Source organism: Streptomyces sp. NPDC059355, from assembly GCF_042752335.1.
GTDB lineage: Bacteria > Actinomycetota > Actinomycetes > Streptomycetales > Streptomycetaceae > Streptomyces.
In genome coordinates, this window is the sequence record NZ_JBHYXN010000031.1 from 21878 (window position 1) to 37238 (window position 15361).

A 15361-nucleotide genomic window follows, 5' to 3' on the forward strand; every position below is an offset into this window, starting at 1 on the left:
GGACTCACTCCGCAATCGAAGGGGCGGGTACGCGGTAGGCGGACCGGTCGATGCGCCGCAGGGCGGGGGCGGACGCCGGGCGGCGCCCGGCTGCGGCCAGGGCCTCGGCCGTCGCGCGCACCGTCGGCGCCGCGAACAGCCGGCCCAGCGGCAGCTCCACCCCGTATCGCGCCCGTACCCGGGCGAGCAGCTGGGTGGCGAGCAGCGAATGCCCGCCGAGGTCGAAGAAGTTGTCGGTGGCGCCGACGGCGGGCACGCCCAGCACCTGCGCCCAGATCGCGCACAGCTCGCTCTCCACGGGCGTCGCGGGCGCGACCAGGCCGGACTCGGGGGCGGCGGGCTCCGGGTCCGGCAGCCGTCGCCGGTCGAGCTTGCCGTTCGGGCCGAGCGGCCACTCGGCGACGGCGGCGAAGGCCGTGGGCACCATGTGGGCCGGCAGCAGCTCCCGCAGGTGGGCGCGCAGGACGGCGGCCGGCCAGTCCGCGGCGGGCGCGTCCGGACCCTCGGCAGGGCGGACGTGCGCCACCAGCACCGGGGTCCCGGAGCTGCCGGTGCGCACCGAGACCACGGCCGAGTCCACGCCCGGGTGGGTGCGCAGCGCCTCCTCGATCTCGCCCGGCTCGATCCGCATCCCGCGCAGCTTGACCTGGTGGTCGATGCGGCCCAGGTACTGCAGGGTGCCGTCGGCCCGCCACCGGCACAGGTCCCCGGTGCGGTAGAGGCGGGATCCGGGCGCACCGAAGGGATCCGGTACGAACCGCTGCGCGGTCAGCCCGGGCCGGCGCCAGTAGCCGCGGCCCACGGCCGGGCCGCCCAGGAGCAGTTCGCCCGCCACGCCGGCGGGGACGGGCCGGCCCGCGCGGTCGAGGACGTACACGTGGGCGCCGTCGATCGGGCGGCCGATCGGAACCCGGCTGCCGTACCCCTCGGCGCAGGGGTACCAGGTGACGTCGACGGCGGCCTCGGTGGGCCCGTACAGGTTGAACACCCCGGTGTCCGGAAGCAGTGCGGCGCATTCGGTGACCAGCGCGGCGGGCAGCTCCTCGCCGCTGCAGACGATGCGGCGCAGGGTGTCGCGTACGGCGGGCAGCCGCCCGGCGGTGGTGAACGCGGCCAGCATCGAGGGCACGAAGTGGACGGTGGTGACGGCGGCCGAGGCGATCAGCTCGCACAGGTACTCGGGGTCCTGGTGGCCGCCGGGCCGGGCGAGCACGCACCGGCCGCCCACCATCAGCGGCCAGAACAGCTCCCACACGGAGACGTCGAAGCCGATGGGCGTCTTCTGGAGCACGCCCTCGCCCTCGGCGAGCCCGAACGCCCGGTGCATCCACAGCAGCCGGTTGACGACGGCCGCATGCTCGTTCATGGCCCCCTTGGGCCGGCCCGTGGACCCCGAGGTGAAGATCACGTACGCGAGGTCGCGGGCTGCCGCGCCCGCCTGAGGGCGGTGTTGCGGACGGGCGGCGACCGCCTCCGCGTCCCGGCGCAGGCACAGCACCTGCGCCCCCGCCGCCCCGGCCGCGGCCGTCAGCTCCGCGGGCACGGCGTCCGTGTCGGTGACGACGACCCGGGCTCCGGCGTCCTCCAGCATCATCTCGATCCGGGCCGCCGGGTAGCCGGCGTCCAGGGGCAGGTAGGCGCCGCCGGACTTGAACACGGCGAGCAGCGCGACCATCAGGTCCAGGCCGCGCGGCAGGGCCACCCCGACCAGGGCGCCCCGGCCGACGCCGCGCGCCCGCAGCTCCCACGCGAGCCGGTTGGCCCGCTCGTCGAGCTCGGCGTAGGTCAGCCGCTCCCCGCCGTACTGGACGGCGGTGGCGGCCGGCGTGCGGTCGGCCTGGGCCTCGATGTGCCCGTGCACGGTGAGGACGTCGGTCGCCACGGCGGGCACGCCCGCCCCGCTCCACCGCTCCAGCAGTTCGGCGCGGTCCGCCGGGGTCATGACCGGCATCCGCGACAGGGCGGCGGCCGCCTGCGCGGGCCCGGCCTCCTCCAGCACCAGCCGCAGCGCGGTCGCGATCCGCTCCACCGCGGCCGGGTCGAACAGCTCGGTGCTGTACTCGACGAGCCCGTCGAAGCCGCCGTCGGCGCGCGGCGAGAGGTCCACGGCCAGGTCGAACTTGGCGGTGCCGGTGTCGAGCCGGACCGGCAGCATCTCCAGTCCGCCCACGACGACGGCCTTCCGGGCGCTCTCGTCGGACTGGAACAGGTAGCGCACCAGCGGGGTGCGGCCGCCCGCGTCCCGCTGCGGGCGCAGCTCCTCGACCAGGTGGTCGAACGGCACGTCGGCGTGGGACCGGGCGTCCAGCACCTCGCCGTGCAGCCGCCCGACGAGCTCCTCCAGCGAGGGGTCGCCCGACAGGTCGACGCGCACCGGCAGGGTGTTGACGAAGAACCCGGCCAGCGCGGCCGTCTCGGCCCGGCCGCGGCCCGCCACCGGCGTGCCCACCACCAGGTCGTCCTGGCCGGTGAAGCGGGCGAGGACCGCGGCGAACGCGGCCATGGCCACCGTGAAGGGGGTAGTGCGCAGCCGGTCGGCGAGCGCGCCGATCCGGGCGCCGGCCGCCGCACCCACCTCGAAGCGGGCGTGCGCCCCGGAGAAGTCGGAGCGGGCCGGCCGGGGCCGGTCGGTGGCCAGGTCGGCGAGGACGGCCCCGTCGAGCCTCCCCCGCCAGTACTCCAGCTGCTCGGCCGCCGCCGGGGAGGTCAGCCACTGCGACTGCCACAGCGCGTAGTCGGCGTACTGGACCGCGAGCGCGGGAAGCCGCGGCTCGCGCCCCTCGGCCTGCGCCCCGTACAGCTCGACCAGTTCGCGGATCAGCACCTGCAGCGACCAGCCGTCGGACACGGCGTGGTGCATGGCCAGGACGAGCAGCCGGGCATCGCCGGCGCCGCGCAGCAGGGTGCAGCGCAGCAGCGGTCCGGCGGCGAGGTCGAAGGGCTCCGCGGCGATCTGCCCGGCCCGCCGTACGAGCTCCTCCCCTTCCTCGCCGGGGGCATGGACCGTGCGCACGGCGACGGGTGCCACGGGCAGGACCACCGCCTGTACGCCGCCTTCGCCGTCGGCGCGCAGGACGCTGCGCAGCACCTCGTGCCGCTCGGTGATGCGGGTCAGCGCCCGCTCCAGCGCCGGCTGGTCGAGGGGGCCGCGCAGCCACACGCCGCAGGCGATGTTGTACGCGGCGCTGCCCGGCTGGAGCTGGTCGAAGAACCACAGCCGGCGCTGCCCGGAGGACGGGGCGGCGGGGGCGGCCGGATCGGGCCGGCGCGTGATGCCGCCGGGCGCGGAGCCGAGGCCGCGCCCGCGGCGCAGCTGCGCGAGCAGCGCGGCGCGCTGCGGGGAGAGGAACTCGGAGGACATGGCGTCACTGGCCTTCGTCGTCAGGGGACCGGCGGTTCAGGGGTAGGTGCGCAGCAGTTCGGTCAGGCAGCGGGTGCCGAACTCCAGGGCGGTCACGGGGATCCGCTCGTCGGCGCTGTGCAGCAGGCGGCGGTGCGGGGCCCCGGCGGGGAGCAGGAGCGGCAGCCAGCCGTAGCAGCGGATGCCGAGGCGGGCGAAGACGGTGGCGTCGGTCGTGGCCGGGCTCATCACGGGAAGCGGTACGGCCTCGGGGTCGGCCTCGCGCAGGATCGCCTCCAGCCGGTCGTAGAACGGCCCGAACTCGGGCTCCGCGATCAGCTCGGGGCGGACCCGGGGGTCCTCGTGCAGCAGCTCGATGCCGATCGCGTCGGCGTCCTCGCCCTCCCCGCCGATCAGGGCGCGGATCTCGGCGACCAGGTCGGCCACCTCGAACTCCCCGGGCAGGATCCGTCCGTCGACATCGACGGTGATCTCCGCCGGCATCATGTTGATCTTGTGTCCGGTGCGCACCACCGTCGGGTTGACGGTGTGCCGCAGCACCGAGTCCAGCTGGAGCGCCTCGTTCAGCGGCAGCCCCGCCGGCGGCGAGTCGCCCTCGCGGTCCTCCCGCAGCCGGGTCACCGCCCCGGCCAGCGGCTCCGGCAGCGCCCCGGCCAGCGCGGCCAGCATCCGGTCGGCGGCCGGCATCTGATGGCGCGGCAGCCGGGCCCCGCTCAGCGCGGTCAGCACCGCGCCCAGGCGGGCCGTCGGATTGCCCGGCGCGGCCAGCCGCGAGGCGTGCCCGCCGGGCCCGCGCAAGGTCAGTCGCAGCCAGCCCGGCCGCTTCTCGGCGACCACGACCGGGTGGAAGCGGATCCCGGCCAGCTCGATCCCGGCCCCGCCCTCCTCGCCGATGGCGTACCGCACCCCCTCGAACAGCTCGGGGTGCTGCTCGACGAGGTGTGCGGCGCCGGCCCCGCTGCCGTCCTCCTCGTCGGCGACCACCGCGAGGATCACGTCCCCGGCGGGCCGCTCCCCGGCCGCGCGCAGCCGGAAGAGGGCGGACAGCATCATCGCGAGGCCGCCCTTCATGTCGATCGCGCCGCGGCCCCACACCTCCCCGTCCACGAGGCGGCCCTCGAACGGCGGGTGCGTCCACTCCTGGCCCGTCACCGGCACCACGTCGGAGTGCGCGTGCAGCAGCAGCGGCGGGGCCTCGCCCCGGCCGGGGAAGCGCACCACCAGGTTGGTGCGCTCCGCGCTGGGGCCGACCACCTTGTAGTCCGTGATCCCCTCGGCGATCAGCAGCCGTTCGAGGTGGGCGACGAGGCGGCCCTCGTCCCCGGGCGGGTTGACGGTCTCGATCCGGATCAGGTCCCGCAGCAGCGGCACCGGGTCCAGGAGGGGGGAGTCGTGCATGGCGCGGCCTTTCAGGTCAGCGGGGGTTCGGGGTGGGGGCGCAGGCCGTGGCGAGCGCCGCCGCCTCCCGCAGCAGCTCGGTGCCGGTGCCCAGCCACTGGGAGTCCACGGCGGCGCGGCGCAGGAACAGCTGGGCGTCGCAGGCCTCCGTCATGCCGTGGGCGCCGTGCAGGTGCACCGATTCGGCGGCCGCCCGCCGGGCCAGGTCGCCCGCCAGGTACAGGACTTGGGCGCCGGTGGCGCGTACGTCCTCCCCGCGGTCGGCGGCCGCGGCCCCCGAGCGGGCGAAGGCCGCCGCGGTCGCGGCCTCGGCGGCCAGTGCCGCCAGCCGGTGGGCGGGCGCCTGCCGGCCGGCCAGCGGCTGTCCGAAGGCCTGCCGGGACCTCAGCCGCTCCGCGGCCAGCTCCACGGCGGCCCGCGCGGCTCCCGCCAGTGCGGCGGCCTGCCGGATCCGGGCCGCGGCCAGCACGGCCGGCCAGGTGGCGCCCACCGGGTGGACCGCCCCGGACACCGCGGCCCGGTCCAGCTCCACCGCGTACAGGTCGCCGCGGCCGATGTCGTCGCGGCGCCTCAGGCGCACCCCGGGCTGCTCGCGCGGTACGAGGGCCAGGACGGGCTCCCCGTCGGCCCCGGCTCCGACCACCGCCAGGTGGCCGCAGTCGGCCGCGAAGGCGGTGAAGGGCCGCCGGCCGGTGACCGCGTACCCGTCCGCCCCGCGGTGCACGGTGAGCGGGCCGGGCCGGGCGGGCCCGGTCAGCCCGTCCTCCCGGACCGCGAGGGCCAGGGCCGCCGCGCCGCGGGCGACGCCGTCGAGCAGCGGTCCGTACGCCGGATCCCCGGTGGCGGCCAGCAGCGCGGCCGCCGTCACGGTGTCCGCGTACGGGCTCTGGTAGAGCGCGGCGCCCATCAGCTCGGCGATCGCGGCCCGTTCGTCCTCGCCGTGCGGGCCGAAGGCGCCCAGCTCGGCCAGGGTGGCCCAGACGGCGTCGCGGGTGCCCGCGTCCTCCTCGCCGAGCCGGGCCGCAGGCCCGTCCGCGGCGCCGCGCGGGCGCTCCCCGAGCCGGCGCAGCACCGGCGCCAGCTCCTGCCCGAACAGTTCCCTCAGCTCGTCGAGCACGGCCGTCGTCAAAGCAGCCCCAAACCGTTGGTGGCGATCAGAGTGAGCATGACCTCGGAGGTCCCGGAGGCCAGCCGGTGCGAGGGGCCCATGCGCAGGCCCGCCTCCAGCACCCCGCCGTCGGGCGCGGCGCCGTCCCAGGCGGTCAGGGCCGCCTCCAGTCCGCAGACTTCCAGGGCGAGGTCGAGCACCGGCCGGATCTGCTCGGTGACGTACCACTTGGCCATCGCCGAGCCGACCGGGTCCGGGCTGCCCGCGCCCAGGTTGCGCACCTGCTGCCAGGCCATGGCGTGCCCGGCGCGCAGGCGGGCGTCGAGCGCCGCCAGCGGCAGCGCGTACGCCGGGTCCGCCAGCCGGCCCGAGGCCGCGGCCCGCTCGGTCACCAGGTCCAGCAGGCGGCGGCCCTTGGCGTGGAAGTCGACTCCGGTGCGCTCCAGTTGGAGCAGGTCGTTCATCAGGGCCCAGCCGTTGTCGACCTCGCCGAGGACATCGGCCTCCGTGAGGCGCACCCCGTCGACGACGACCAGGTTGAAGCGGTCGTTGCACAGCGTCGGAACGGGCTCCACGTGGACGCCGGGGGAGCGCAGCGGCAGCAGGAAGAGGGTGATGCCGTGCATCGCCACCGGGGATTCGGTGGTGCGGGCCGCGCACAGCGCCACTTCGCCGTACTGCGACTTCATGTTGTAGATCTTCCGTCCGTACAGCCGCCAGCCGTCGCCGTCGCGGCGCGCGGTGGTGCGCAGCCCCGACAGGTCGGATCCGGCGTCCGGCTCGGTGAAGAGCACGGTGGCGATCTCCTCGCCGGCGGCCAGCGCCGGCAGGTGCCGCTTCTTCTGCTCCTCGGTGCCGACCTCCAGCAGGAACCGGCCGACGATGTCGATGCTGAGGACGTGCACGTCGTCGGGGATCCCGGCGAGCGTCATCTCCTCGGTGACGATGGCCGCCTCGGCGGCGCCCAGGCCCGCCCCGCCGTACTCCTGGGGCCAGTTCGGGGCCAGCCAGCCCCGCTCGCCCAGCCAGCGGTGCACCGGCAGGTGGGTGGCCTCGGTGCCCGGCGGGTACGCGGCGATCTCGTCCGCCAGGGCGCGTACCCGCTCCTCGGCCAGCAGCGCGCGGACCTGCCCGCGGAACTCCTCCTCGGCGGGGGTGAGCCCGCCCGGGTGCCGGCCGGTCACAGCGCACCGCCGCCGGCGGCTTCGGCGCGCTCCAGCAGGGCCAGCAGCTCGGCGTCGTCGGCCGAGGCCAGCTCCCGCTCCTCGACCAGGTCGGCGAGCTGCCCGAGGGTGCTGTTGACGAACAGGTCGCGCAGTTCCAGCTCCACCCCGAAGCGCTCCCGGACCCGGGCCGCGAACTGGGTGATCTTGAGCGAGTTGCCGCCGACGGCGAAGAACCCGTCGTGGGTGCTGAAGCCGCCCCGGCCCAGGATCTCCTCCCAGATGCCGGCCAGCGCGATCTGCGTGGGCGTCGAGGGGGCCTCGAACTCCACGGCGGCCACGGCTTGTTCGGGCTCCGGCAGCCGGGCCCGGTCCAGCTTCCCGCTCGCGGCCCGCGGCAGCTCGGCGAGCACCGCGAAGAGGGCCGGCACCAGGTGCGCGGGCAGCCGTCCGCCCAGACGGCGGCGCAGCTCCCCCTCCTCCGGTGCGTCCGTGCCCGGGGCGGGGACCACGTACGCCACGAGCCGGGCGTCGGCGCCCTCGCCGTGCGCGACGACGACCGCCTCGGCGATCTCCGGCTCCGCGGTCAGCGCCTGCTCGATCTCGCCGGGCTCGATGCGCAGCCCGCGGATCTTGACCTGCTGGTCGACGCGGCCGCGGAACTCCAGGTTCCCGTCGGCCCGGCGGACCACGAGGTCGCCGGTGCGGTACAGCCGCCCGGGCTCCCCGCCGTCGCCGTCCCCGCCGTCGCCGCCGCCGTCCCCGTACGGATCCGGTACGAACTTCCGGTCGGTCAGCTCCGGGCTGTTCAGGTAGCCGCGGGCCACCCCCGTGCCGCCGACGAGCAGCTCGCCCGGGACCCCGACGGGCACCAGGGCGCCGAACCGGTCCACCACGTGCGCCGTGTAGTTGGCGAGCGGGGTGCCGATGGGCGGCATCGAGTCGTGCACCGTCCGCGGGCACTTGTAGTCGATGCAGGCGACCGTGGCCTCGGTGGGCCCGTAGCCGTTGTGGAACTCGCGCCCGCCGGTGTTCCAGCGGTTGACCAGCTCGCCGGGGAAGGCCTCCAGGCCGACGAAGAGCATCCGCAGCTCCGGCAGCGCCGCCGGGTCGAGCGCCCCGAGCACCGCCGGCGGCAGGTCGGCCACCGTGACGTGCTCGCCCCGCATCAGCGCGGTCAGCCGCTCGGGGTCCAGCAGCGTCTCGCGCGGGGCCTGGACCAGGGCGGCGCCGCTGGTCAGCGCGGAGAAGAAGTCGAACAGGCTGACGTCGTAGGAGGGGTTGGCGAACTGCAGCACCCGGTCCCCGGGCCCCATCCGGAACAGCTCCGTGATGGCCCGCGAGAAGTTGACGATCGAGCGGTGCTCCACCTGCACGCCCTTGGGGCGCCCGGTCGAGCCCGAGGTGAAGATCACGTACGCGAGGTTCCGCGGCCCCGCCGAGGCCGGCAGCCGGCCGGGTGCGGGCCCGTCCGCGAGCGCCGGGTCGTCGGCGAGCACGGCGGCGACCGAGGCCGGCAGCTCCCCGGCCAGGTCGGCCGTGGTGACGGCGGTACGGGCGCCGGCCTCCTCCAGCAGCAGCTCCCAGCGGGCGGCCGGGTGGTCCGGGTCCAGCGGCAGGTAGCCGCCGCCCGCCTTGTGCACGGCGAGGAAGGCCACCGGCAGCGCCGGGCCGCGCCGCGCGAGCACACCCACCACCGACTCGGGGCCGACGCCCTGCGCGCGCAGCGCGCGGGCCAGGCGGTCGGCCCGCTCGTCGAGCTCCCGGTAGGTCAGCGCCTCGCCCTCGTACACCACGGCCACCGCGTCCGGGTGGGCGTCGGCGACGGACTCGAAGAGCTGGTGCAGGCACAGCTCCTCCGAGCCGTGGGTGCGCGCGGTGTCGTTCCAGCCGCGGACCAGCTGCCGGTGCTCCGCGTCCGTCAGCAGCGGCAGCTCGCTCAGGCGCAGTTCCGGGTTCTCGGTGACGGCCCGCAGCAGCCGGGCGTAGTGCCCGAACAACCGCTCGATCCGGTCCGTGTCGAACAGCTCGGTGGAGTACTCGGCCCACAGCCGCAGGCCCTGCCCGGGCACCTCGGTCAGCTGCACGGCCAGGTCGAAGCGGGCGGTGCCCGGGTCGGCCGGGTACGGCTCGGCGGAGAGCCCGCCCGCCTCGGCCTCGGCGGCCGCCGCGTGCTGCAGGGTGAAGCAGGTCTGGAAGAGCGGGTTGCGGCTCGGGTCGCGCTCGGGGGCCAGCTCGTCCACCAGGGTGCCGAAGGGCAGGTCCTGGTTGAAGTGGGCGCCCATCACGGTCTCGCCGGTGCGCCGCAGCAGCTCGCGGAAGGTCGGGTCGCCCTCCGTGGAGGTGCGCAGGACCAGGGTGTTGGAGAAGAAGCCGATGAGGTTCTCGATCTCCGGCCGGGTGCGGCCCGAGAACACCGAGCCGAGGACGACGTCGTCCTGGCCGGTGTAGCGGGACATCAGCGCGGTGAACGCGGCGAGCACCACCGTCAGCAGGGTGGCCCGCTCGGCCAGGGCCGTGCGGTGCAGTCCGCGCAGCAGCTCGTCCGGCAGCATCTGCGTCAGCGTGGCGCCGTCGCGGGTGGGGTCCGCGGGCCGGGGCCGGTCGGCGGGGAAGTCGAGGGTCGCGGCTCCGGCGAGCCGCTCCCGCCAGTACGCGAGCTGCTTGTCCAGCACCTCGCCGGTCAGGTGGCCGCGCTGCCACACCGCGAAGTCGGCGTACTGGACGGGCAGTTCGGGAAGCCCGGCAGCGGATCCGGCGGCCTCGGCCCGGTAGAGGGCGACCAGCTCGCGGGTCAGGATGTCCGTGGACCAGCCGTCGGTGGCGATGTGGTGCATGGCCAGGACCAGCACGTGCTCCTGCGGGCCGAGCCGGACCAGCGACACCCGCAGGGCGTGCTCGGCGGCCAGGTCGAAGGAGTGCCGGATCTCGGCCCGTACGTGGGCCTCGACCGCCGCCTCCTGCTCCGCGCCGGCGAGCGCGCCGAGGTCCGTCACGGGCAGCGGCACCTCGGCGGGAGCCGGGTCGACGTGCTGGTAGGCCACCCCGTTCAGCTCCGGGTAGCGGGTGCGCAGGATCTCGTGCCGCCCCACCAGGGCGGTCAGCGCCCGCCGGAACGCGGGCAGGTCCAGCGGCGCCCGTAGGCGCAGTACGGACGGCGCGTTGTAGACGGGCCGGCCCTGGGACCACTGGTTCAGGAACCACAGCCGCTGCTGGGTGAACGACAGCGGCAGGGCCCGGTCCCGGGCCGCAGGGGTGATCGAGGTGCTCGTCGCCCGCACCGTGGTGCGCTGGCGTTCGCGCAGCGCCAGCAGGGCCTTGCGGGTGTCGGCGAGGCTGCGCGCACCCGCGCCGGCCGCCGCCGTTGCCGTACCGGCCGCTGTTCCCGTACCGGCTGCTGTTCCCGTACCGGCCGCCGCTCCCGCCGCGGCCGTCGTTCCGGTCGTCGTCTCGGCCATCGCCGTCAGCTCCCCGTCGTCGTCAGCGGCGCGGCGCCGCCCGTCTCGTGTACGGCGGCCAGCCGTACGGTGGTCCCCGCGCCGCCGAGCGCGCCGGAGACCGGGTTCTTCACACGGCCGTCGGCCACCACCACCTCGGCCACGGAGCCCAGCAGGGCCTCCCGGGCCGCCTGCAGCTTGGCCTTCATGCCGCCCACGGCCGCGTCCCCGACGGGCCCCTCGGCCGGCACCCGGTACTCGGGCAGCAGCGAGGACTCGTCGCGGTGGTCGGCCAGTACGCCCGGCGCGCCCGTCAGCATCACGAGCCGCTCGGCGCCCAGGGCCGCGGCGACCGCCGCGGCGGTGCGGTCGGCGTCCACGTTCACCGCGGTGCCGTCCTCGGCGAGGGCCGGCGGCGAGAGCACCGGCACGATGCCGTGTTCCAGCAGCAGGGTCAGCAGGGTCGGATCCACCTTCCGGATCCGGCCGTTGTGGTCGTCGCGGATCATCACGGTGCGGCCGTCGAGCACCGCGCGGTGCGCGGCGGTCCGCCGGGCCGTGACCGTGGCCCCGTCCAGTCCGGTCAGCCCCGCGGCGCGGGCCCCGAAGCGGCCCAGCGCCGCCACCAGGGCGGGCTTGACCTTTCCGGCGAGCGCCAGCTGGAGGACCTCCAGGGTGGCGGGGTCGGTGTAGCGGCTGGAGGAGCCGCTGGGCGTGGTCAGCCGTCGCTGCGGGACACCGAGCCGCTCCGCCAGCAGGTCGACCTCGGCGGCCCCGCCGTGCACCAGCACGACACGGCGGCCCGCGGCGGCCAGGGACGCGATGTCTGCGCACATGGCCTCCCGGTCGATCGCCGGGCTGCCACCGCATTTGACGACGGTGACGGGGTGAATCATGTGTCGCTGCCTCTCGGATCGGTACGGCGCTTACGAAGGGGCACGGGGCCGGCCGCTGCGGCCGTGCCGGCCGGGCGGGCGGGGCCGGCGCCGCCGGGGGAGGGGGTCCCGTCGGCACCGGTGCGGGCGTACGGGGCCGGGAACCGGAACCGGAACCGGAACCGGCGCGGGCCCGGCACGGTCAGATCGGGTGCAGCCCCGGGAAGCCCAGGGCGGTCCGCTCGTCCCAGCCCATGCGGATGTTCATGCTCTGCACGGCGTTGCCCGCCCCGCCCTTGACGAGGTTGTCCAGCGCCCCGATCACGAGCAGCTCGCGGCTCGGCGCGTCGTAGGCGAAGCCGACGTCGCAGTAGTTGGAGCCGAGCAGCAGCTTCGGCTCCGGGAAGCGGTAGTTGCCGCGCTTCTGCGCGACGACGCGGACGAAGGGCTCCGCCGCGTACGCCGTGCGGTAGGCGGAGCGGATCGCCGCCTCCGTGACCCCGGGCCGGGCCGTGGCCCGGATGACCACCTGCACGCCGCGCACGGCGTCCACGCCGGTGGCCGTCATCAGCGCCTCCAGGCCGGTGGCCTGGCTGATCTCGGCCTGATGGCGGTGGCCCAGGGGGGCGAACACCCGCAGCACGTTGCTGCGCTCGGAGTGCAGGTTCATCTCGCCCGCCGAGGCGCCCGAGCCGCTGGAGCCCACCCGGCCGTCCACGGTGACCCGGGGCTCGATCAGACCCGCGGTGGCCAGCGGGTTCAGCGCCAGGATCGACGCGCTCGCCATGCAGCCGGGCACGCTCACCAGGTCGGCGGTGCGCAGGCTCTCCCGGTGCAGTTCGGGCAGACCGCTCACGGCGTCCGCGAGCAGGTCCGGTACGGGGTGCTCCCGGCCGTAGTGCTTGCGGTACAGCGCGGGGTCCTTCAGCCGCAGGTCGGCACTGAGGTCGAAGACCACCTTGCCGCGGGCGGCGAGCTCGGCCCGCCCGGCGGGGTCGTCCAGGCTGGACGCGGTGAAGAAGAGGACGTCGCACTCGGGCAGTTGCTCCGGTGCGACATAGCTGAGGTCGGTCAGACCCCGGAGGTTGGGGTGGCTGCCGTCGACCCGCCTGCCGGACAGGCGGGTCGACGTGGCGGCCACGACCTCGACCTCGGGGTGGCCGAGCAGCATCCGGAGCAGTTCGCCCCCGATGTACCCGGCCCCGCCGACGATCCCGGCGCGGATCACTTATTCACCCCAGTCCTCTTCGGCCTCGGGGGCCAGGGCCATGATCAGCGGTTCGCGCGAAACGATTTCGAGTTCCGCCATGCATTCCGCACACTCGACGATTTCGTTGAGTTCCACCTCGGGTGCGACGGAGACGTCTCCGGTGCATTCCGGGCATGCTTCCTTGAGCAAGACAGCATTCCTTTCCATGCGATATTCGGCATGTTTTCCGCGGGCGTTTCCACCGCAGGTCGAGCCTGCCGGGTGGGGTCCCGCGCAGTCAGTCGGGGATAACCCCTACGCGCCCTGAAGGGCCTGCCCGCGGGCTTCGAGACGACTCCGGAGACCGTCCAGGACCCGGTCGTACGCGTCGAGCAGCGCGGCCGTGCGGCGCAGCAGCCCCGGCACCGCCCGGGCCCGGTCCGGGCCGGCCGTGGCCACCGCGATGCGCAGCGCGGACCAGTGGTGGGCGACCCGGTCCACCTCGCGGGCCAGCTCGGCCAGCCGCAGTTCGCCGAAGCGCCGGCCGGCCTCGCGCAGGAACTCCGCGTGCAGCCCGGTCACCGCGAGGACGGGGCCGATGACCACGAAGACCTCGTCCCCGACGGCCGGGTCCTCGGGCAGCCGGTCGAAGGCCTCCGTCAGGAAGGTGCGCAGCCCGGCGAGCCCGCGCAGGTGCCCCGTAGCGGCATCGGCGGCGGCCGGCTCCGCCCGCAGCGCGCGCAGGTTCGCGGCGGTCACCCGGTCCACGAACTCCGGGTCGAAGGCGGGCTGGTCCTGCCCGATCCGCACCTCCAGCCAGCGGTTGCCGATCGGATTGGCGGTGAAGAACAGGTCCCGGTCGTGGTGGACCGGGTTGCCGGAGTCCCGGGCGGCGTCCAGCGCGGCCAGCGGGATGGTCCCCTGGAAGGCGGGCGGCACCGGGTCGGCCACGAACACGTCGCCGGTGGTGTCGTCGAACCCGTAGAGCACCATCAGGTGGTTGGTGTGCACGTCGCGGTAGGCCGGCCGGAACGGCAGGTGGAAGTTGTCGGCGGCCACCGCCACCGGGGTGCCCGCCGCCAGCGCGGCCCGCACCTGCTCCCGGCCCTCGCGGGCGTCGGCCGGCTCGTGCCAGCGCGAGTGCACGTCGTGGAAGGGGGCGAGCCCGCCGAAGAGGTCCTGCGCCGCACCCGGGAAGTAGTACTCCTCGCGGCGGATGTCGCCCGCCGGGTAGTCGAATCCCCAGCCGGCGCCCAGCGCCTGCACCGGGTCCAGCCCGTGGAAGCCCAGCAGGACCCCGGCCGTCGTGTGCAGGCAGTGCGACAGCTCGTGCCGCCAGTAGCCGACGGGTCCCAGTTCAACTCGCAAGACGGCTCTCCTCGTCCGCTGTGACGGTCATGGCGAAGACGTGCATCGCCGGGTTGTCCGGCAGCCGCACCGCGGCCAGCGGCGCGGGCACGCGCACCGGCACCCGCTGCTGCCAGATCGACGGCGCGTGGTGCAGGTGGGTGTGGCGGGGGTAGCGCATGCTGCCGGTGGCGAAGGCCCTCGGCTCGCCGAAGTACGCGCCGGTCTGCGGCCAGAAGTCGCTCATCCGCAGCCACTCGCGGCGCACGGTGCCGTCCGCGTAGTGCAGTTCGACCTCGTCCTCGGTGCGCCGTTCGGCCGCGCCGACCAGGCCGATCCAGTCCCAGCTGCCGCCCGGCAGCTCCACCAGCTGTCCGCGGCAGCGGACGTTGTCCCCGGCGGCGCTCTTGCGGGCCGGGAACTCGAAGACGGCCCCCACGAGGTCCACCAGGGAGCCGGGCTCCGGCAGTTCCTCGGCCGGAAACGTATTGCGCCAGATATTGAACCCGTAGTCGCCGGGCGTGTCCGGCGGCTGTATTCCGCGATTGTTGAAATGCGCGGACAGATTGACGACGGTGTTTCCCAATCCCATCACATCCACTATGTTGCGGCTGTGCTCACCACAGAAAAGGCGGCCACTGCCGTCGATATCCAGATCCGATTCCTTGACTCTGTTCCCGGCGCACCGGAAGACCTCTGCGGGCGGGTGGCGGCGGTCACCGCGGCCGCGTACGCCGCGGGCGACCTCGTCCCGGGCCTGCCCGTCGCCGACGGCGCCCGCGAACGGGCCGGGGACGTACGGGAGGACCTCGCGGCGGGCCGCGGACTGTGGGTCGCCTCCCTCGGCGGAGAGACCGCCGGATCGGTGCGGGCCGTGGTCCGCCCCGACGGCGACTGGGAGGTCCGCCGGCTGGCCGTCTCCCCCCGGGTGCGCCACGCCGGGCTCGGCCGGCTGCTGCTGCGCCGCCTGGAAGCCGCGGCCGCGGCCGCGGGCGCCCGGCAGGTGGTGCTCGACGCCGTGGTCGAGCGGGGCAACCCGGCCTTCTACGCCCGGGTCGGCTTCCGTACGGTCCGCCACTTCGGCGCCGCCGACAAGCCGCTCTCCGAGGTCCACATGGTGCGCGATCCGCGCGCCCCGCAGGAGCCCGGAGCGCCCTACGCCCCCGGCGGGGACGGCTGGGCGGTGTCCTGGTGGGCCGGTCCGTGCGGCACCCGCTGCCGGACCGGCGAGCCGCTGCCCGCAGCCCCGGAGGAGGCGCTGCTCGGCATCGACTTCCTGCCCGGTGCCGCTGCGTCCCAACGGGCCGCGGTGGTAGGGGTGTTGGCGGCGGCCGCGGACCGGCGCACCGCGGACGGGCTGTTCTTCGCCCGCCCCGCGGCGCAGATCGCGGCGTTCGCCCAGCCCCGGCTGATCCACACCAGCCTGCTGGCCTGGTGGCGCAGCCCGGCCGCCCGCGCCGCCCGCACCCCGCGCCCCTGAACG

Annotated in this window: 11 protein-coding genes; 1 reads left to right on the forward strand and 10 read right to left on the reverse strand. The window is 75.5% G+C overall.

Annotated features, from left to right (window positions below; all coding sequences use genetic code 11):
* Positions 1-4 precede the first annotated feature (4 nt).
* From ACFXGI_RS26225 to ACFXGI_RS26270, 10 genes are all read right to left on the reverse strand, one after another.
* A complete protein-coding gene (locus ACFXGI_RS26225) occupies positions 5-3361 on the reverse strand; it encodes an amino acid adenylation domain-containing protein (protein ID WP_384711286.1) in 3357 nt (1118 codons plus the stop codon).
* Between the two features lie 36 nt (positions 3362-3397).
* Positions 3398-4759 carry a M20/M25/M40 family metallo-hydrolase gene (locus tag ACFXGI_RS26230; protein ID WP_384711288.1) on the reverse strand — a complete coding sequence of 454 codons (1362 nt, stop codon included), beginning with the start codon at positions 4757-4759 and terminating at the stop codon, positions 3398-3400.
* A 16-nt stretch (positions 4760-4775) separates the two neighbouring features.
* Positions 4776-5888, reverse strand: coding sequence for an acyl-CoA dehydrogenase family protein (locus tag ACFXGI_RS26235; RefSeq protein ID WP_384711290.1), 1113 nt, complete (start codon positions 5886-5888; stop codon positions 4776-4778).
* Positions 5885-7051, reverse strand: a complete 1167-nt coding sequence (locus tag ACFXGI_RS26240) for an acyl-CoA dehydrogenase family protein (protein WP_384711293.1) — start codon at positions 7049-7051, stop codon at positions 5885-5887. Before ACFXGI_RS26240 ends, ACFXGI_RS26235 begins: the two co-directional genes overlap by 4 nt.
* On the reverse strand, positions 7048-10488 hold the full coding sequence (locus ACFXGI_RS26245) for an amino acid adenylation domain-containing protein (RefSeq protein ID WP_384711296.1): 3441 nt from the start codon (positions 10486-10488) through the stop codon (positions 7048-7050). The genes ACFXGI_RS26240 and ACFXGI_RS26245 overlap by 4 nt, the downstream gene beginning before the upstream one ends.
* Before the next feature lie 5 nt (positions 10489-10493).
* Entirely contained in the window at positions 10494-11363 is an 870-nt protein-coding gene (locus ACFXGI_RS26250) for a [LysW]-aminoadipate kinase (RefSeq protein ID WP_051806097.1), read from the reverse strand.
* Positions 11364-11544: 181 nt separating this feature from the next.
* Positions 11545-12570 (reverse strand): N-acetyl-gamma-glutamyl-phosphate reductase, encoded by a 1026-nt coding sequence (argC, locus tag ACFXGI_RS26255; protein ID WP_384711301.1) that lies wholly within the window; start codon positions 12568-12570, stop codon positions 11545-11547.
* Entirely contained in the window at positions 12571-12741 is a 171-nt protein-coding gene (locus tag ACFXGI_RS26260; RefSeq protein WP_229335785.1) for a lysine biosynthesis protein LysW, read from the reverse strand.
* Positions 12742-12846: 105 nt separating this feature from the next.
* Positions 12847-13899: a BtrH N-terminal domain-containing protein gene (locus ACFXGI_RS26265; protein WP_384711304.1), complete on the reverse strand. Its 1053-nt coding sequence runs from the start codon at positions 13897-13899 to the stop codon at positions 12847-12849.
* On the reverse strand, positions 13889-14470 hold the full coding sequence (locus tag ACFXGI_RS26270; protein WP_384711306.1) for a hypothetical protein: 582 nt from the start codon (positions 14468-14470) through the stop codon (positions 13889-13891). The genes ACFXGI_RS26265 and ACFXGI_RS26270 overlap by 11 nt, the downstream gene beginning before the upstream one ends.
* Positions 14471-14491: 21 nt before the next feature.
* Here ACFXGI_RS26270 and ACFXGI_RS26275 point away from each other — a divergent pair, with 21 nt between their 5' ends.
* Positions 14492-15358: a GNAT family N-acetyltransferase gene (locus ACFXGI_RS26275; RefSeq protein ID WP_384711309.1), complete on the forward strand. Its 867-nt coding sequence runs from the start codon at positions 14492-14494 to the stop codon at positions 15356-15358.
* Positions 15359-15361: the final 3 nt, after the last annotated feature.